At 73.7% G+C, this 16,997-nt stretch carries 17 protein-coding genes; 6 read left to right on the plus strand and 11 right to left on the minus strand.

Features of this window, described 5'->3' with window-relative positions; genetic code table 11:
- Positions 1 to 6: 6 nt before the first annotated feature.
- Both ACFY7E_RS21665 and ACFY7E_RS21670 read right to left on the minus strand, forming a co-directional pair.
- The gene (locus tag ACFY7E_RS21665; RefSeq protein ID WP_389487334.1) at positions 7 to 1,425 is read right to left on the minus strand and encodes a phytoene desaturase family protein; all 1,419 of its coding nucleotides are present in this window, start codon (positions 1,423 to 1,425) and stop codon (positions 7 to 9) included.
- 80 nt (positions 1,426 to 1,505) lie between these two features.
- On the minus strand, positions 1,506 to 2,342 hold the full coding sequence (locus ACFY7E_RS21670) for an inositol monophosphatase family protein (RefSeq protein ID WP_389487163.1): 837 nt from the start codon (positions 2,340 to 2,342) through the stop codon (positions 1,506 to 1,508).
- Between the two features lie 194 nt (positions 2,343 to 2,536).
- On the opposite strand from ACFY7E_RS21670, the gene ACFY7E_RS21675 reads away from it, so the two are divergent.
- Positions 2,537 to 2,833, plus strand: coding sequence for a hypothetical protein (locus ACFY7E_RS21675; protein WP_389487165.1), 297 nt, complete (start codon positions 2,537 to 2,539; stop codon positions 2,831 to 2,833).
- Positions 2,834 to 2,918: 85 nt separating this feature from the next.
- Here ACFY7E_RS21675 and ACFY7E_RS21680 read toward each other — a convergent pair whose 3' ends face one another.
- Positions 2,919 to 3,281 (minus strand): STAS domain-containing protein, encoded by a 363-nt coding sequence (locus ACFY7E_RS21680; RefSeq protein WP_383441166.1) that lies wholly within the window; start codon positions 3,279 to 3,281, stop codon positions 2,919 to 2,921.
- A gap of 171 nt (positions 3,282 to 3,452) precedes the next feature.
- Between ACFY7E_RS21680 and ACFY7E_RS21685 the strand changes: the two genes are divergently transcribed.
- The 3 genes from ACFY7E_RS21685 (at position 3,453) to ACFY7E_RS21695 (ending at position 6,274) form a co-directional block, all read left to right on the plus strand.
- On the plus strand, positions 3,453 to 3,917 hold the full coding sequence (locus tag ACFY7E_RS21685) for an ATP-binding protein (protein WP_389487167.1): 465 nt from the start codon (positions 3,453 to 3,455) through the stop codon (positions 3,915 to 3,917).
- Positions 3,918 to 4,289: 372 nt separating this feature from the next.
- Positions 4,290 to 5,354 carry a lipoate--protein ligase family protein gene (locus tag ACFY7E_RS21690; protein ID WP_389487169.1) on the plus strand — a complete coding sequence of 355 codons (1,065 nt, stop codon included), beginning with the start codon at positions 4,290 to 4,292 and terminating at the stop codon, positions 5,352 to 5,354.
- A gap of 176 nt (positions 5,355 to 5,530) precedes the next feature.
- Entirely contained in the window at positions 5,531 to 6,274 is a 744-nt protein-coding gene (locus tag ACFY7E_RS21695; protein ID WP_389487170.1) for a serine protease, read from the plus strand.
- Positions 6,275 to 6,396: 122 nt separating this feature from the next.
- On the opposite strand, the gene ACFY7E_RS21700 is transcribed toward ACFY7E_RS21695, so the two are convergent.
- From ACFY7E_RS21700 to ACFY7E_RS21730, 7 genes are all read right to left on the minus strand, one after another.
- Complete coding sequence (locus ACFY7E_RS21700; RefSeq protein ID WP_389487172.1) at positions 6,397 to 7,398, minus strand: TIGR03842 family LLM class F420-dependent oxidoreductase; 1,002 nt, start codon at positions 7,396 to 7,398, stop codon at positions 6,397 to 6,399.
- Between the two features lie 11 nt (positions 7,399 to 7,409).
- Positions 7,410 to 8,813: a dihydropyrimidinase gene (gene hydA / locus ACFY7E_RS21705; protein WP_389487174.1), complete on the minus strand. Its 1,404-nt coding sequence runs from the start codon at positions 8,811 to 8,813 to the stop codon at positions 7,410 to 7,412.
- A 37-nt stretch (positions 8,814 to 8,850) separates the two neighbouring features.
- Positions 8,851 to 10,131 (minus strand): aspartate aminotransferase family protein, encoded by a 1,281-nt coding sequence (locus tag ACFY7E_RS21710; RefSeq protein WP_389487176.1) that lies wholly within the window; start codon positions 10,129 to 10,131, stop codon positions 8,851 to 8,853.
- Entirely contained in the window at positions 10,128 to 10,970 is an 843-nt protein-coding gene (locus ACFY7E_RS21715) for a nitrilase-related carbon-nitrogen hydrolase (RefSeq protein ID WP_389487178.1), read from the minus strand. Before ACFY7E_RS21715 ends, ACFY7E_RS21710 begins: the two co-directional genes overlap by 4 nt.
- A 218-nt stretch (positions 10,971 to 11,188) precedes the next feature.
- Positions 11,189 to 12,715, minus strand: a complete 1,527-nt coding sequence (locus ACFY7E_RS21720; protein WP_389487180.1) for a UL36 very large tegument protein — start codon at positions 12,713 to 12,715, stop codon at positions 11,189 to 11,191.
- A gap of 113 nt (positions 12,716 to 12,828) precedes the next feature.
- On the minus strand, positions 12,829 to 13,212 hold the full coding sequence (locus ACFY7E_RS21725) for a PPOX class F420-dependent oxidoreductase (protein WP_389487182.1): 384 nt from the start codon (positions 13,210 to 13,212) through the stop codon (positions 12,829 to 12,831).
- Between the two features lie 32 nt (positions 13,213 to 13,244).
- On the minus strand, positions 13,245 to 13,496 hold the full coding sequence (locus ACFY7E_RS21730; protein ID WP_376236035.1) for a helix-turn-helix domain-containing protein: 252 nt from the start codon (positions 13,494 to 13,496) through the stop codon (positions 13,245 to 13,247).
- Positions 13,497 to 13,528: 32 nt separating this feature from the next.
- Between ACFY7E_RS21730 and map the strand changes: the two genes are divergently transcribed.
- A complete protein-coding gene (map, locus tag ACFY7E_RS21735; RefSeq protein ID WP_389487184.1) occupies positions 13,529 to 14,296 on the plus strand; it encodes a type I methionyl aminopeptidase in 768 nt (255 codons plus the stop codon).
- Positions 14,297 to 14,303: 7 nt separating this feature from the next.
- Here the strand turns inward: map and ggt are convergent, their stop codons facing one another.
- Positions 14,304 to 16,127 carry a gamma-glutamyltransferase gene (ggt, locus tag ACFY7E_RS21740; RefSeq protein ID WP_389487186.1) on the minus strand — a complete coding sequence of 608 codons (1,824 nt, stop codon included), beginning with the start codon at positions 16,125 to 16,127 and terminating at the stop codon, positions 14,304 to 14,306.
- Positions 16,128 to 16,243: 116 nt separating this feature from the next.
- Between ggt and ACFY7E_RS21745 the strand changes: the two genes are divergently transcribed.
- Positions 16,244 to 16,996 (plus strand): hypothetical protein, encoded by a 753-nt coding sequence (locus ACFY7E_RS21745; protein WP_389487188.1) that lies wholly within the window; start codon positions 16,244 to 16,246, stop codon positions 16,994 to 16,996.
- The last annotated feature ends 1 nt before the right edge of the window (position 16,997 follow it).

The following is a 16,997-nucleotide window of genomic DNA, read 5'->3' on the forward strand; positions in this document are numbered from 1 at the left end:
GCCAGTCTAATTTTCGCGGGCGGAGGCGCGCAGCCGTCGCCACACCGCCTTCGCCGCGTTGTGGCCGGACATGCCGTGCACGCCGGGGCCGGGCGGGGTGGCGGAGGAGCAGAGGAAGACCGCGGGGTGCGGTGTGGCGTAGGGGCGCGGCGAGAGGGTGGGGCGCAGCAGGAGCTGGAGGCCGCGGGCGGCGCCGCAGGCGATGTCGCCGCCGACGTAGTTGGCGTTGTGCGCGACGAGTTCGGCCGGGCCGGCGGTGGCGCGGGCCAGGACGCGGTCGCGGAAGCCGGGGGCGAAGCGCTCGATCTGGCGCTCGATCGCCCCGGTGAGGTCGCCGCGCCAGCCGTTGGGCACGTGCCCGTACGCCCAGAAGACGTGCTTGCCCTCCGGCGCGCGGGAGGGGTCGACGAGGCTGGGCTGGGCGGTGATGAGGAAGGGGACGTCGGGGGCGGTGCCGGAGGAGGCCTGGTCCAGGGCGGTGCCGATCTCCCCGGCGGTGGGACCGATCTGGACGGTGCCGGCGCGCCGGGGCTCCTCGGCGGTCCACGGCACGGGTCCGTCGAGCGCGTAGTCGACCTTGAAGGCGGCGGCGCCGTACGCGTAGCGGTCGTAGTGGCCGCCGAGGCCGGCGATCCGGGCGAGGGCGGTGGGCGAGGTGTCGAAGACGTAGGCGCGGGCCGGCGGCAGGTCGTCGAGGCGCTTGACCTCGAAGTCGGTGTGGACGGCGCCGCCGAGGTCCTTCAGGTACGCGGCGAGGGCGTCGGAGATGGACTGCGAGCCGCCCCGGGGCAGCGGCCAGCCGCCGGCGTGGGCGGCGAGCGCGAAGACGAGGCCGACGGCGCCGGTGGCGGGGCCGCCGAGCGGGGCCATGACGTGGCCGACGAGTCCGGCGAAGAGCGCGCGGGCCTTCTCGTCGCGGAAGCGGCGCATCAGCCAGGTGGAGGGCGGGAGGCCGGCGAGGCCGAAGCGGGCGAGGGTGACCGGGTCGCGTGGCAGCGCGGTGAGCGGCAGCTGCATGAAGTCCGCCGCCAGGGTGTCCCACCTGCCGAGGAAGGGGGCGACGAGCCTGCGGTACGCCCCGGCGTCGCGCGGCCCGAAGGAGGCGGCGGTCTCGGCGACGGAGCGGGCGAGGACGGCGGCGGTGCCGTCGTCCCAGGGGTGGGCCATGGGCAGTTCGGGGTGGAGCCATTCCAGGCCGTACCGGTCGAGCGGCATGGTCTTGAAGACGGGCGAGCCGGCGCCGAGGGGGTGCACGGCGGAGCAGGGGTCGTGCCGGAAGCCGGGAAGGGTGAGCTCCTCGGTCCTGGCGCCGCCGCCGATGGTGGACTTCGCCTCGAAGACGGCCACGGAGAGGCCCCTGCGGGCCAGTTCGACGGCGGCGGTCAGTCCGTTGGGGCCCGCCCCCACGACGGCGGCGTCGAGCATCGGCGTCCTGTTCGTCACCTGCGGGCTCCTTCGTCAGCCGGTGGCCGGGTTCTCAGGATAGGCGGCGGGGCACGGCGGCCTCACCGTCCCCGGAGGAGGGTCAGGATCCGCTCGGCGGTCGCCGCGTCCCGGGCCGCCGTGAACGGCAGCGCGTTGTCCCCGGCGACGCGGAACGGCTCCCCGGCGATCGTGGTGTCCGTGCCGCCCGCCTCGGCGACCAGGAGGAGTCCGGCCGCGTGGTCCCACGCGTACTCCCAGGAGAAGGCGACTCCGGAGAGCGCCCCGCGCGCCACGGCGAGGTACTCGAGGCCGGCGGAGCCGCAGGGGCGGGGGCGGACGCCGTCGGTGTCCAGGCCGAGCAGGGCGTGCTTCTGCTCCGGGGTGGTGTAGTCGGGGTGCGAGGAGGCGACCTCCAGGACCTCGCCGGGCGCGGGCGAACCGGCGCGCAGCGGCTCGCCGTTCAGTGTGGCGCCGCGGCCGCGCACCGCGACGGCCATCTGCTCCAGGGCGGGCGCGTACGTCCAGGAGGCGAGGACCTCGCCGTGCCGGGCGAGGGCGACGAGGGTGCAGAAGGCGGGGTCGCCGTGGACGAACTGGCGGGTGCCGTCGACGGGGTCGACGATCCACACGGGCGCGTCGCCGCCCAGTGCGCCGTAGACCGCCGGGTCGGCGTGGACGGCCTCCTCGCCGACGACCACGGAGCCGGGCAGGAGCGCGGTGAGGGAGGCGGTGAGGTGGGCCTCGGCGGCCCGGTCGGCGACGGTGACCAGATCGTGCGGGCCGTTCTTCTCGACGATCTCGTGGGCGGCGAGCTGCCGGAAGCGCGGCATGATCTCGGCGGCGGCGGCCTTGCGGACCGCCTCCTCCACCTCGGTCGTACCGCCGGCGAGGACGTGCGCAAGGAAGTCTTCGATCATGTGTCCAGCCAAGCACGCCGCTCTGACAAACGGTACGGCGCGTCCGTCACCGGCCGTTTCCCCCGGGAGCACCCTCCGGACGGGTTCGCTCCTCCCCGGCCTCGACCCGGCCCCGGCCCCCGGCCCCCGGCCCCCGGCTCCGGTGTCCCGCGGTTCCCGTCCCGTTGTCGGTGCCGCCTGGGAGGGTGGCGGGCATGAACGGTGACGAGCAGCTGCTGCGCGGCCGGGTCTACGGCCACGACCACGACGACCCCGACCCGGGCCCCAGACCGGAGCGGACCTACGCCGAGCTGGTCGGCGGCCCGCTGGACGGCCTCCTGCTGGACATCCACGGCCGGCGGACCGAGGAGGCCGACGACGGCGTCGCCCTGGCCACCGAGCTGTCGAGGTGGCCCGGCGGGCGGGCGCTGTACGACCCGCGACCCGGCGAGCCGCGCGAGCCCGGCCCGGGTGTCGTCCGCCGCTTCTACCACACCGGCGACACCCCCTGACCGGTGCTTTCCGCGGGTGCCCGGGCGCGGCGCTCGTACGGCGCGGGGCGGCCGCCCGGGGCGCGCCCGCCCCCTCGTGTCCGTGTCAGGCGTTCAGGGCCTCTTCGACGGTGGGGTGGCAGGGAATGACGGCGTCCACGCCGATCAGGGCCAGGACGCGCCGGACGTTGTCCGCGGGGGCGGCGATGCGCAGCCGGCCCCGGGCGTCGCTCACCTGCTGGTGGACGGCGAGGAGCGTGTTGATGCCGCTGGAGTCCAGGAAGGTCACGCCGCTCATGTCCGCCACGACCGGCAGCACCGGCTCGCCGGCGGGCAGCAGGGCCTCGCGCAGGACGTCCTTCTCGTCGTAGTCGATCTCGCCGGACAGGGTGGCGACACGGACGCCGTCGACCACACGGTGCGCTGCGGACAGCCGGGCGGGCCGGTCCGCCTTGTCGTTGCTGGTCATCGTCTCCTCAACAGCGCCTAAGCTGGCCCCTCGGCAGGGGCGTGCGCGGACGATTCTGCCCCACCTGCCCGGTCCGGCCACACCCGGACGGCGGTGTGGGCCGGGATCCGCCGCATAGGGATCAGCCGGGCGGGTAATCGCGCCGCGTGGACGGGAACGAGGACGAGGCCAGTGGGACCCCATGCCGATGGTGACGACGACGCCCAGCCCCCTGCGGACGGGTTCCTGATGCGCGCCGGCTACGCGCTCGACGGCGGCAGCGGCTGCATCTCCGACGCCCGCCGGCACACCGCCGCCTTCCTGGACAGGGCTCGCGCCGAGCACGATCTGTCGGTGTCGGAGCGGGCGCGGGACCTGACCGCCCTGGTGGTCAGCGAGCTGGTCACCAACGCCTACAAGTACGCCCCCGGCCCCGTACTGATGGAGCTGCGCATCAGTACGAGCAGCGTGGACGTCGTGGTGTGGGACAGCGACCCGGTGATCCCCGCGACCCTGGCGGCCGATCCGGGCCGGGTCGGCCAGCACGGCATGGAGATCGTCAAGGCGGTCACGACGGACCTGTTCATCGAGCAGGAGGCCGTCGGCAAGCGCATCACGGCCCGCATCGCCCTGTCCGACTCCCCCACCCCCGCCTAGGGCCCGGAGCCGGTGCTCACCCCTGTCCGATCAGGTGCGGACAGGCAGGTGTGAGCCCCGGATTACGGGGCATGCGGAGGTTGAGCGCATGGGACCGCTCCGGATGAAGCAGGGCTCGCCGGTTCTCCCCCCTCCGGCAGGCCCTGGGGTGGACGAACGGCCCGCACCATTGGGTGATGGTGCGGGCCGTTCGGCATGCGCCCTGCGGCGGCGGGTTCGGCGGAGCAAATGCCCTGGACTCCTCCCGCACGCGACGCACACGTAGACCCGTCGGTCATGACCTACAGTGCGATGCACGGTATGCACAGGTCTGTCCGAGTCACGGGTCCCGCAGGCCCGGGATCCCGTCACACGCCGGAAGGGAACGAAGCGGTGCACGGTGAGTACAAGGCGCCCGGCGGCAAGCTCGTCGTCGTCGATCTGGACGTCGAAGACGGTGTGCTCCGCGACGTGCGGGTCGCCGGGGACTTCTTCCTGGAGCCCGACGAGGCGATCCTCGCGATCAACGGCGCCCTGGAGGGTGCCCCCTCCTCGACGGACGCCACGGGCCTCGCGGCCCGGATCACGGCGGCCCTGCCCGAGTCGACCGTGATGTTCGGCCTGACCGCGGAAGGGGTCGGCACCGCCGTCCGGCGGGCCCTGGCCCACGCGACCGAGTGGAGCGACTACGACTGGCGGCTGGTGCACGAGGCGCCCCGGGCCCCGGCCCTGCACATGGCGCTGGACGAGGTGCTCACCGCCGAGGTGGCCGCCGGGCGGCGGGCTCCCACCCTGCGGGTCTGGGAGTGGGCCTCGCCCGCCGTGGTGATCGGCAGCTTCCAGTCGCTGCGGAACGAGGTGGACCCCGAAGGGGCGGCGAAGCACGGCATGACCGTGGTGCGCCGCATCTCCGGCGGTGGTGCCATGTTCGTGGAACCCCGGAGCACGATCACCTACTCCCTGTCCGTGCCGGAGTCCCTGGTGTCGGGGCTCTCCTTCGCCGACAGCTACGCCTACCTCGACGACTGGGTCCTGGGCGCGCTCGGCGACATGGGGATCAAGGCGTGGTACCAGCCCCTCAACGACATCGCCACCGAGGCCGGGAAGGTCGCGGGCGCCGCCCAGAAGCGGGTGGTCGGCCCGGACGGCGGGCCCGGGGCCGTCCTGCACCACGTGACCATGTCGTACGACATCGACGCCGACAAGATGCTGGAGGTCCTGCGCATCGGCCGGGAGAAGATGTCCGACAAGGGCACGAAGAGCGCCGGGAAGCGCGTGGACCCCCTGCGCCGGCAGACCGGCCTCGCCCGGGAGCAGGTGATCGAGCACATGATCGCCTCCTTCCGCGACCGCTACGGACTGACCGCCGGGGAGGTCACGGCGGAGGAGCTGCGCCGGGCGGAGGAACTGGTGCGGACGAAGTTCGGCACGGAGGAGTGGACGGCCCGGGTGCCGTAGCCCGCTCCGTACGCACACCGCCGGGCTTCACTCGAACGCCACTCCGGTCACCGTGCCCGGGTGACCGGAGCCCGTCCGGTTCGTTGATGCCGACGCGGGCCGGTGGGTGTGCGGAGGAAACGTCTCTGCACAGCGACGGCCCCGAGGAAGACGGTGTCGAGGATGCGGAGTTCCCCATGGGATGGACGCGGAAGCCGACGGCCGCGGTCGTGGGCGCGGTGATGGGCGCGAGCCCGCTCGGGATCGCGCCGGCGCACGCGGTCGTCGGCGGCCAGGAGGCCCGGCCGCACCAGTACCCGTTCATGGCGGGGCTCGTGGACCTGAGGGAGCGCCGGGTGATGTGCGGCGGGGCGCTGATCGGCGACCGGTACGTACTGACCGCCGCGCACTGCCTGACGGGCTCGTACGGCAGCAGGGCACGGGTGGGGGTGCTGCTCGGCGACCACGACCTGGCCACCGGGGACGACAGCCCGAACGCGCTCCTCGCGGCCCCGGCCCGGCTCCTGACGCACCCGGAGTACGACCCGGAGACCCAGCGGAACGACATCGCGCTCGTCCGGCCGGCCGAACCGGTCGCGTTCGGCCGGCCGGACGAGCGCCCGGTCGCCCTCCCCGCCGCGTCCGCGCACGGCACCTTCGACCACACGCGGGTCGAGGCCCCGGGCTGGGGCGCCACCTCGTTCGGCGGGCCCGCCTCCGAGGTCCTGCGGACGGTGACCCTCGGCACCATGAGCAACCGCACGTGCGTCTCCCGGGGCGTGTACGGGGTGACGCCCGCCCAGCTCTGCACGTACGCCCCCGGCCGCGACACCTGCCAGTACGACTCCGGCGGCCCCCTCGTCCACACGACGGGACGGCAGCCGTACCTGGTGGGCCTGGTCTCCTACGGGCGGCGCTGCGCCACGGCACCCCCGCCGTGAACACCCGCGTCCGGTCGTACCTCACCTGGATCGAACGGGTCACCGGACTCCCGGCCCGCGCCTCGTGAGGCCCGTGTACGGGAGCAGGGGTGAAGTCGTACGCGGTCCGGCGGGAGCGTGGGTCACGGGGCGAGCGCCGGGACGATCTCGGAGCCGTACGCGTCGATCGTGGACTCCTTGGCGTCGTGCATCGCGTACACCGCGAACTGGTCCACGCCGAGGTCCTTGAGCCGTCGCAGCTTCTCGATGTGGGCCGCGGCGGGGCCGAGGAGGCAGAAGCGGTCGACGATCTCGTCGGGGACGAAGTCGGTGGAGGGGTTGTCGGCGCGGCCGTGGTGGGAGTAGTCGTAGCCGTGCCGGTTCTCGATGTACGCGGTGAGTTCCTCCGGGACCATGTCGGAGTGTTCGCCGTACTTGGCGACCAGGTCGGCGACGTGGTTGCCGACCATGCCGCCGAACCAGCGGCACTGGTCGCGGGCGTGGGCGAGGTCGTCGCCGACGTAGGCGGGGGCGGCGACGCAGATGGTCAGGGCGTCGGGGTCGCGGCCCGCGTCGGTCGCGGCCTGCCGGACCGCCTTGACCATCCACTCGGTGAGGAAGGGGTCGGCGAGCTGGAGGATGAAGCCGTCGGCCTTCTGCCCGGCGAGGGCGAGGGCCTTGGGGCCGTACGCCGCCATCCACACCGGCAGCCTGCCGTTCTTGATCCAGGGGATGCGGATCGGGTTGCCGTCGATCTCGGCCTCGCGGCCCTCCGCCAGGTCGCGGATGACGTCGATGGCCTCGCCCAGGCGGGCCAGGGTATTGGGCCTGCGGCCCGCGACGCGCATGGCGGAGTCGCCGCGGCCGATGCCGCAGACGGTCCGGTTGCCGAACATGTCGTTGAGGGTGGCGAAGGTGGAGGCCGTCACCTCCCAGGTGCGGGTGCCCGGGTTGGTGACCATGGGGCCGACGTGCAGCTTGGTGGTGTGCTCCAGGATCTGGCTGTAGACGACGAAGGGTTCCTGCCACAGCACGGCGGAGTCGAAGGTCCAGCCGTAGCGGAAGCCGTTGCGTTCCGCCCGGCGCATCAGGCCGACGACCTGCGAGGCGGGCGGGTCGGTCTGCAGGACGAGTCCGAAGTCCAAGGCAGGGTCTCCTAGTTCAGGTATTGACAGGTGGAGCGGGGGGTGAAGGCCCCGTGCCCGGCGCGGCCGACGTACTTGCGCCGGTCGATGACGGGCTCGCCGCGCGAGAGGACCGTCTCGACCCGGCCGGTGACGGTCCTCCCCTCGTACGCCGAGTAGTCGACGTTCATGTGGTGGGTCTCCGCCGACAACACCTGCGTCGCGTGCGGGTCGTAGATGACGACGTCGGCGTCCGCGCCCGGGGCGATGGTGCCCTTCTGCGGGTAGAGGCCGAACATCCGGGCCGGAGTCGCGCAGGCGATCTCGATCCAGCGGCGGCGCGAGATGTGCCCGTCCACGACCGCCTGGTGGAGCAGGTCCATGCGGTTCTCCACCCCGGGAAGGCCATTGGGGATCTTCGAGAAGTCGCCCCGGCCGAGGTCCTTCTGCCCGGTGAAGCAGAAGGGGCAGTGGTCGGTGGAGACCACCTGGAGGTCGTTGGTGCGCAACCCCCGCCACAGCGCCGCCTGGTGCTCCTTCGGCCGCAGGGGCGTGCTGCACACGTACTTGGCGCCCTCGAAGCCCGGCTCCGCGAGGTTGTCGGTGGACAGGAAGAGGTACTGGGGGCAGGTCTCGCCGAAGACCGGGAGCCCCATGTCCCGGGCCGCCGCCAGCTCCGCCACCGCCTCCTGCGCCGACACGTGCACGACGTACAGCGGGGAGCCCGCGACCCGGGCGAGCTGGATCGCCCGGTGGGTGGCCTCCGCCTCCAGGAGGGCCTTGCGGACCTCGCCGTGGTGGCGGGGGTCGGTCTCGCCGCGGGCGAGGGCCTGTTCGACGAGGACGTCGATGGCGATGCCGTTCTCGGCGTGCATCATGATCAGCCCGCCGTTCTCGGCGGAGCGCTGCATGGCGCGCAGGATCTGCCCGTCGTCGCTGTAGAAGACACCGGGGTACGCCATGAAGAGCTTGAAGGAGGAGATCCCCTCCTGGACGAGCCGGTCCATCTCCTTGAGCGTGTGCGCGTTGACGTCGGAGAGGATCATGTGGAAGGCGTAGTCGATCGCGCAGACGCCGTCGGCCTTGGCGTACCAGGTGTCGAGTCCCTCGCGCAGGGTGTGGCCCACGCTCTGGACGGCGAAGTCCACGATGGTGGTGGTGCCGCCCCAGGCGGCGGCGCGGGTGCCGGTCTCGAAGGTGTCGGAGGCGGAGGTGCCGCCGAAGGGCAGCTCCATGTGGGTGTGGACGTCGACGCCGCCCGGGATGACGTAGCGGTCGGTGGCGTCGACGGTCCGGTCGGCGGTCCAGCCGGCCGCCGCGTCCGAGCCGTGGGCCGCGAGGGCGGCCACACGGCCGTCCTCGATCAGCACGTCGGCGTGGACCTCGTCGGCGGCGGTGACGACCAGACCGCCCCGGATGAGGGTACGGGTGCTCACGGGGATCTCCTGCGGGAAGGAGCGGGGACTGCCGGGACTACAGCCTCCGGAGGGCCGCTTCCAGGAGGGCGGCGCCCTCCTCGGCCTCGGCGACGGTGAGGGAGAGCGGCGGGGCGATGCGCAGGGTGCTGGTGCTGTGCCCACCGCCCTTGCCGATGAGCAGGCCGTTCTCGCGGGCCGCCTCCAGGACGGCGGCGGCCGCGTCCGGGTTCGCGCGGTCGGTGCCCGGTTCGGTGAGTTCGACACCGATCATGAGACCCCGGCCGCGCACCTCCCGTACGGCGGGGACGCCCGCGCAGGCGGCCCTGATCCGTTCGATCAGGAGGCCGCCGACCCGGCGCGCGTTGCCCTGGAGGTCGTGCTCCAGGAGGTACGAGAGGTTGGCGAGGCCGGCGGCCATGGTGACGGGCGAACCGCCGAAGGTGGAGATGGAGTTGGCGTCGAGGCAGTTCATGACCTCGGCGCGGGCGACGACCCCGCCGATCGACATGCCGTTGCCGATGCCCTTGGCGAAGGTCAGGATGTCGGGCGGCCCGGCCTGGCCGTGGGCCTGCCAGCCCCAGAAGTGCTCGCCGGTGCGGCCCCAGCCGGTCTGCACCTCGTCCGCGATCCACAGGATGCCGTGCCGGTCCAGGACGCGGCGGAAGGCGGCGTACAGGCCGTCGGGCGGGGAGGTGAAGCCGCCGACGCCCTGGATCGGCTCCGCGATGAGGGCGGCGACGTTCCGGGTGTGCCCGAGGAGGTCTTCGAGGTCGGCGACGCAGGCCTCGGTGAACCGCTCGTCGGTGTACTCGGCGTAGGGGCCGCGGGTGCGGACGCCGCCGTGCACGTAGAGCGTCTGGAGCGGGGAGAGGCCGGTGGGCGACCAGGCGCGGTTGCCGGTGATGCCGACGGTGGAGAAGGAGCGGCCGTGGTAGCTGTTGCGCATCGCCAGGATCTGGTTCGAGCCGCGGTACGCGGTGGCCAGGAGGAGGGCGGTGTCGTTGGCCTCGGTGCCGGAGGTGGTGAAGAAGACGCGGGCGTCGGGGATGCCAGAGAGCCCGGCGATCCGCTCGGCCAGCTCCACCATGGGCCGGTTGAGGTAGAGCGTCGAGGAGTGGATGATCCGTCCGGCCTGCTCGGCGACGGCCTTGGTGACCTCGGGCAGGGCGTGGGCGGTCATGGTGGTGAGGATGCCGCCGAAGAAGTCGAGGTACCTGCGGCCCTCGGCGTCCCAGACGTGGCGGCCCTCGCCGTGGGTGATCTCGATCGGGTCGCGGTAGTAGAGGGCGACCCAGTCGGGGATGACGGCCCGGTGCCGGTCGTACAGGTCGTTCACGGCTTCACCAGCCCGTCGTACGCGTCGGGACGGCGGTCCCGGTAGAAGGCCCACTGCTGCCTGACCTGCTCGATGAGTCCGAAGTCGAGGTCGCGGACGACGAGTTCCTCGGCCTTGTCGGAGGCGACGTCGCCGACGAAGCGGCCGCGCGGGTCGACGAAGTAGCTCGTGCCGTAGAAGTCGTTGTCACCGTACTCCTCGACGCCGACGCGGTTGATGGCGGCGACGAAGTACTCGTTGGCGACGGCGGCGGCCGGCTGCTCCAGCTGCCAGAGGTGGGCGGAGAGGCCGCGGTGGGTGGCGGACGGGTTGTAGACCAACTGGGCTCCGTTGAGGCCGAGTTCGCGCCAGCCCTCCGGGAAGTGGCGGTCGTAGCAGATGTAGACGCCGACCTTGCCGACGGCGGTGTCGAAGACCGGCCAGCCGGCGTTCCCCGGGCGGAAGTAGTACTTCTCCCAGAAGCCCTCGACCTGGGGGATGTGGTGCTTGCGGTACTTGCCGAGGTAGCTGCCGTCGGCGTCGATCACGGCGGCGGTGTTGTAGTAGAAGCCCTCGCCCTCGACCTCGAAGACGGGGACCACGATCACCATCCCGGTCTCGCGGGCGAGGTCCCGCATCCGGCTGACGGTCGGGCCGTCGGGGACGGGCTCGGCCCAGCGGTAGTGCTCGGCCTCCTGCACCTGGCAGAAGTAGGGGGCGTTGAACACCTCCTGGAAGCCGATCACCTCGGCACCCTGCCGGGCGGCCTCCCGGGCGTGCTCCTCGTGTTTGGCGATCATGGATTCGGTGTCGCCGGTCCAGGTCGCCTGGACGAGCGCGGCGCGTACGACGTCGGACATGAGCTGCTCCTTCGGCACGGCGTCAGAGAGCCTCTACGCACGTAGACGCGGTGCGTAGGAGGAGAACGTAAGCCCCGTCACATCCCGGAGCAAGACCGCCGCCGCGAACCGGCCGGGTCGATCATGTTTCATACCCGAGTGGTCCACATCGGACACGTACCGACACGTGGGGACACGTACGGGCAGGACCGCCGACCCGGATCCGGTGGCCGGGCGCCTCAGACGCCCGCCAGGCCCGCCACGCGGAGGGCGTGGAGGAGGTCGCGCTCGCGGGCGGAGGACACCGAGCGGGCCGCGTCGAGGAGTTGGGGGACGAGGCCGCGCGGGTCGGCGCCCGCGAGGCGGGCCGCGTCCTCGGGGGCGCGGACGCGGACGAAGGCGGTCAGGAGGGCGTGGGCCTCGCGGTGGTGCTCCTCGGCGCGCAGGGCGGCACAGGCCCCGGCCAGCTCCTCGACCGGGCGGGCCACTCCCTGGCGGAGGAGCTGCTCGCAGTCGGCCGTCCGGCCCGCGTCCGCGAGGACGCCGGCGACGGCGGCGAGCCGGTCGGGCGGCAGCGAGGCGGCCTCCCAGAGCAGGGTGGACCAGTCGGCGCCGAGTCCGGCCCGGTGCAGCTCGTCGGCGAGGGCGGGCAGCCGGGCGGGCGGGCCGGCCAGCGCCTCGCAGAGCAGGGCGTGGGCCTCGCCGCCGCGGCCCCGGGCACGGAGCCTCCGGAGGGCGTGGACGGCGTTCGCCGCGGCGCGGGCGGCCTCGGCGGGGTCCTCCCACGGGCCCTCGACGGGCCGCCCGGCCGGCCCGTCGGGCCCGGCGCCCCCGAAGCGGGCGCCCCGGGGCGCCGGGCCCGCCTCCGGAAGGAGGGGTACGGGGACGGCCGCCGCCTCCCCCGCCTCGTCGCCCTCCTCCAGCCAGGCGTACCGGGCGCCCCGGGGCCGACGCCCGACCTTCACGGCCCGGTCCGGTTTGACGGGGGAGCCGGGAGCGGAGGGTGTGGGGGGCGGGGGTGTGGGGGCCGAGGGCGCGGGCGGGCCGGGTGTCGCGGGACGGTCGGGTGTCGCGGGCGAGGCCGGAGCGGGGCCCGCCGGAGCACGGCTTACCGGAGTGTGGCCCGCCGGAACGGGACCTGCCGGAGTACGGCCCATCGGAGCGGGGCCTACCGAAGTACGGTCCGCCGGAGTGAGGCCCATCGAAGCAGGGCCCACCGAAACACGATCCGCCGGAGCGAGGCCCGCCCCCACCGGCCCCCCGCCCCACTCCCCCACCCCCGCCAGCCGGGCGGTGAGTTCCGCGACACGGGCGGCGGCCCTGGCCCCGTCGTCACGGGTGCGGGCGAGGTCGCGTTCCAGGCGGGCGGCCTCCTCCGGGCCGGGACCCGGGACCGCGCCGAGCCGTTCGCCCAAGGCGCGGGCGCGGGAGTCGGCGTACCGGCGTGCGCGCTCCATCGACTCCCGGCGTTCGGCGAGCATCTCCGCCGCGCCGGGCCGGCTGTCGTGGGCGCCCGCCGCCGCCACGTACAGCGCGCGACCCCGGGCCGCGAAGGGACCGTCGGCCGCCTCCCCGGCGTCCCGGAGCAGGGACGAGACGACGTCCCAGGGCAGCAGCTCCCTACCGTCCAAGCAGGCCCGCAGCCCCTCCGGATCACGGGCGGCGAAGACCCCGTACCAGCCGGCGTCCGGCCGCAGGCGGGCCGTGAGTCCCGCCAGCCAGCGGGTGAACCCGGCCGCTTCCACCGCTTGCCGAGTCGTCGTCATGCGTCACGCACCTGCCCCGCGGTCGACTGGGACCGTACGGTCCGCGGGTATTGGACCGCAGTCGTGTTACGGGACGACTACGGTCCGTTTTCGTGCGGATGCCCGCCCCGCCCTCACGGGAAGCGCACGACGATCCCGGTGTGCGGGCGCTTGCCGAGCCGGAAGACCGTGGCGGGCACGTCGAGGAACCAGAACTGCCAGGTGTACTTGCGCAGGAGCAGCTTCCGGACGCGGCGCAGCTCCTCCCCCGTCACGAGGCGGGCCTCGCCGGTCACGCGCTCGGCGTCCTCGGGGACGTCGCCGCGCACGTCGCAGACGGCGGCCACGACCCGGGGGTCGTTCCGCAGGCGCTTGACCTTCCAGGAGTCGGTGCGGGTCCAGGCGTACAGCTCGGAGCCCTCCACCGCGTACCAGACGGGCGTCGCGACCCCCGTGCCGTTCTTGCGGAAGGTGGTCAGACTGACGTAGCGGCCGCGCCGCAGCTCCTCGGGAATCATGCCCGGAGCCTAAGGCCGGGGGCCCCGGCCGTTCAGACGGGGACCGGGACGCAGTGCGTCACCAGCTCGTCCATGGAGAGGTCGAGGACTCCGGCGAGGGCCGCGACGGTGAAGAAGGCCGGGGTCGGGGCCCGGCCGGTCTCGATCTTGCGGAGGGTCTCGGCGGAGAGGCCGGCGGCCGCCGCGATCTCGGCCATGGACCGCTCGCCACGCGCCGCGCGCAGGAGCAGGCCCAGGCGCTCGCCGCGCTCGCGCTCTTCGGGGGTCAGGGGTGTGCGCACCATGACGCCATTCTAATACCGGTATAGTAATTGGCATGGTGGAGATCAAGACGAACGAGTCCCTGGCGGCCATGCGCGAGAGCGGACGGGTGGTGGCCCGCGCCCTGGCGGCCGTGCGGGAGAAGGCCGCGCCCGGCGTCCGGCTGACGGAGCTCGACCGGGTCGCGCGCGAGGTGCTGGCCGAGGCGGGCGCCGACTCGCCCTTCCTCGGCTACCGCCCGGAGTGGGCGCCGGTGCCGTTCCCGGCGGTGGTGTGCGTCTCGGTGAACGACGCGATCGTGCACGGCGTCCCGGACGACACCCGGCTCGCGCCGGGCGACCTGGTGTCGGCGGACTGCGGGGCGCTGCTCGGCGGCTGGGCGGGCGACTCGGCCGTCAGCTTCACGGTCGGCCGGGCCCGGCCCGAGGACGCCCGGCTGATCGCCACGGCGGAGGAGGCCCTGGAGGCCGGGATCGCGGCGGCCGTCGTCGGCAACCGGATCGGGGACGTGGCGCACGCGATCGGCCGGGTCTGCCGGGCCGCCGGGTACGGCATCCCGGACGGCTTCGGCGGGCACGGGATCGGCCGCACCATGCACGAGGACCCGGGCGTCCCCAACGAGGGACGCCCGGGCCGGGGCATGAAGCTGCGCCACGGGATGACGCTGGCGATCGAGCCGATGCTGATCGGCGGCGGCACGGACGACCACTACACGGCGCGGGACGGCTGGACGATGCGTACGGTCGACGGCTCGCGGGCCGCCCACGCCGAGCACACGGTGGCGATCACGGACGACGGCCCGCGCGTCCTGACGGCGCTGTAGCCGCCGGTCACCGTCCCGCCGGCCGGACCACCATCGCGGAGCCGCCGCCCCGGCGGACCTTCTCCGCGGCGGCCGTCCAGCGGCCGTCCGGCAGGCGCTGGACGCCGGTCGCGGCGCCGATCTCCGGGTTCTGCCGGAAGCCGTGCCCGAGCGCCTCCAGTTCCGCGCGGACGGGGCTGTTCCACAGGGCGGGTTCGAGCTCGGTGGTGGCCTGGTTGCGCTGGCTGGCGCGCGGCGCGGCGATCGCCTCGACGAGCGGCAGGTCCCGGTCGACGACCCCGGTGAGGGTCTGGAGGACGGTGGTGATGATGGTGGCGCCGCCCGGGGAGCCGAGGGCGAGGACGGGCCTGTCGTGCCGGTCGAGGACGATCGTCGGGGAGATCGAGGAGCGCGGCCGCTTGCCGGGGCCGGGCAGGTTCGGGTCGTGCACCGCCGGGTTCGCCGGGGCGAAGGAGAAGTCGGTCAGCTCGTTGTTGAGCAGGAAGCCCCGGCCGGGCACGGTGATCCCGCTGCCTCCGGTGGACTCGATGGTGAGGGTGTACGCGACGACGTTGCCCCACTTGTCGGCCACCGTCAGATGCGTGGTGTTCTCGCCCTCGTACGTGGTCGGTGCGGCGGTCCCGCCGGGCGCGCACGGCGCCGGGTCGCGGGGGTCGCCGGGCGCGAGCGGGCTGGTCAGGGCGGCGTCGTCGCGGATCAGGCAGGCGCGGGAGTCCGCGAACCGCTGGGAGAGCAGGCCGCGCGTCGGCACGGACTCGAAGGCCGGGTCCCCGACCCAGCGGCCCCGGTCGGCGAAGGCGATGCGACTGGCCTCGATGAACCGGTGCAGGTAGCGGGTCTGCGAGGCGCGGGAGAGGTCGGTGTCCTCCAGGATGTTGAGCGCCTCCCCGACGCTGGTGCCGCCGGAGGAGGAGGGGGCCATGCCGTAGACGTCGAGCCCCCGGTACGCGACCTTCGTCGGCGCGCGGAACACGGTCCGGTACGCGGCCAGGTCGCGTTCCGTCAGGTCGCCGGAGCGGACCTTCCGGGTGGCGCCGGGGCGGACGGGGGGCTGGCGGACGGTGTGGACGATGTCCCGGGCGAGCGGCCCCCTGTAGAGCGCGCCGACGCCCTCGCGGCCGAGCTTCTCGTACGTACGGGCGAGGTCGGGGTTCGTGAAGCGGGAGCCGACCACGGGCAGTTGCCCGCCGGGCAGGAAGACGTCGGCGGTGGCCGGGAAGTCGCGGAAGCGGGCCTCGTTGGCGGCCGTCTGGGAGCGGAAGGTCTCGTCGACGGTGAAGCCCTCGCGGGCGAGGCGTTCGGCGGGTTCGAGCAGGGTGGAGAGCCGCTTGCTGCCCCAGGCGTCGAGGGCGGACTCCCAGGTCGCCGGGGTGCCGGGGGTCCCGACACCGCGACCGCTGGTCATGCCCTCCTCGAAGGGGATGGGGGCGCCGTTCTCCACGAAGAGGTTCGCGTCGGCGGACCGGGGCGCGGTCTCGCGGCCGTCGACGGTGTGCACGCTGCGGCTCTTGGCGTCGTAGTAGACGAGGTAACCGCCGCCCCCGATGCCGGCCGAGTAGGGCTCGGTGACGCCGAGCGCGGCGGCGACGGCGACGGCGGCGTCGACCGCGTTGCCGCCCTTGCGGAGGACCTCGATCCCGGCGGCCGAGGCGTCGGCGTCGACACTGGCGACGGCGCCGCCGTAGCCGGTCGCGACGGGCTCCTTGAGGGGTGGCTTCGCCGCCTCGACTGGCGGTTTCGCCACCGCCGTCGGCGGCGCGGCGGCGCCCATCGAGAGGACCGTCGCCGTGACGGCGAGAACGGAGACCTTGCCAGCGGCGGAGCGACGCATTCGTACCTCCAGTCAACAACCGTCCGCGCAGCGTAACTTCCTCCGCCCCCTTCCGTCAGGAACGCCTCGAACGGAAAGCCGAACCGAAAGCCGAACGGCCGCTAGCATGCGCGCCCATGAACGAAGACGTGCGCAACATCGTGCTCGGGGTGCTCGCCACCGGTGTCAGTGCCTCCCTCGGCTGGCTCGGCCGCACGTACGGGTGGCGGCGGAGGCTCCGCCGCAAGCAGGCGTTCTTCGGCCTCCCCGGGGGCTCGGAGTGCCTGCTCGTGGTCAACAGGGAGTCCGGCGGGGACAACGTGGTGCACCGCCACGACGTCTTCGCGATGCTCGAACTCTCCGCGCTCATCAAGGACTGCGGCGCGCAGGCCCGCATCCTGCCGCACGACCGGGCCCACCAGGGCTTCGGCGACCGCACCGAGTTCTGCGTGGGGGGCCCGTACTCGAACAGACGCATGGCCGCCCACCTCTCGACCCTGCTGCCGGGCGTGAGGATGAACGTGGACGTCGAGCCGCCCGAGCTCCGGAGCGTGATCACGATCGGCGCCGAACGTCACCTCCTGGAGAAGGGGGTGGCGGAGTACGTGATCCTGGCCCGGCTCACGGCCGGGGAGGACCGCCGGCCGGTCTTCCTCTTCTGCGGCCAGCGGGCGATCACCAACCAGGCGGCGACCCGCTATCTGGCCCGCCACCACGAGGCCCTGGCCCGCCGTCACCGCGACGGCTCGTTCGTGCTGCTCCTGAAGGTGGTCAACTCGGAGGCGTACGGCCCCGACGTGGTGGAGCTGGTGGCCGACGTGACGCGCGCGGCCCGCACCGCTCCCCCGGCTCCCGAGCCCTCCGCCGCCGAACCGGCGGCGACGGCCTGAC

This window comes from Streptomyces sp. NPDC012825, assembly GCF_042900925.1.
Lineage (GTDB): Bacteria > Actinomycetota > Actinomycetes > Streptomycetales > Streptomycetaceae > Streptomyces.

What these genes read in the sequence shown, in the direction of transcription:
- ACFY7E_RS21745 (WP_389487188.1), top strand. Translation starts at nt 16,244, where the DNA reads ATGAACGAAGACGTGCGCAACATCGTGCTCGGGGTGCTCGCCACCGGT.
- ACFY7E_RS21715 (WP_389487178.1), bottom strand. Translation starts at nt 10,970, where the DNA reads ATGTCCGACGTCGTACGCGCCGCGCTCGTCCAGGCGACCTGGACCGGC.
- map (WP_389487184.1), top strand. Translation starts at nt 13,529, where the DNA reads ATGGTGGAGATCAAGACGAACGAGTCCCTGGCGGCCATGCGCGAGAGC.
- ACFY7E_RS21670 (WP_389487163.1), bottom strand. Translation starts at nt 2,342, where the DNA reads ATGATCGAAGACTTCCTTGCGCACGTCCTCGCCGGCGGTACGACCGAG.
- ggt (WP_389487186.1), bottom strand. Translation starts at nt 16,127, where the DNA reads ATGCGTCGCTCCGCCGCTGGCAAGGTCTCCGTTCTCGCCGTCACGGCG.
- ACFY7E_RS21680 (WP_383441166.1), bottom strand. Translation starts at nt 3,281, where the DNA reads ATGACCAGCAACGACAAGGCGGACCGGCCCGCCCGGCTGTCCGCAGCG.
- ACFY7E_RS21730 (WP_376236035.1), bottom strand. Translation starts at nt 13,496, where the DNA reads ATGGTGCGCACACCCCTGACCCCCGAAGAGCGCGAGCGCGGCGAGCGC.
- ACFY7E_RS21725 (WP_389487182.1), bottom strand. Translation starts at nt 13,212, where the DNA reads ATGATTCCCGAGGAGCTGCGGCGCGGCCGCTACGTCAGTCTGACCACC.
- ACFY7E_RS21665 (WP_389487334.1), bottom strand. Translation starts at nt 1,425, where the DNA reads ATGCTCGACGCCGCCGTCGTGGGGGCGGGCCCCAACGGACTGACCGCC.
- ACFY7E_RS21675 (WP_389487165.1), top strand. Translation starts at nt 2,537, where the DNA reads ATGAACGGTGACGAGCAGCTGCTGCGCGGCCGGGTCTACGGCCACGAC.
- ACFY7E_RS21695 (WP_389487170.1), top strand. Translation starts at nt 5,531, where the DNA reads ATGGGATGGACGCGGAAGCCGACGGCCGCGGTCGTGGGCGCGGTGATG.
- ACFY7E_RS21720 (WP_389487180.1), bottom strand. Translation starts at nt 12,715, where the DNA reads ATGACGACGACTCGGCAAGCGGTGGAAGCGGCCGGGTTCACCCGCTGG.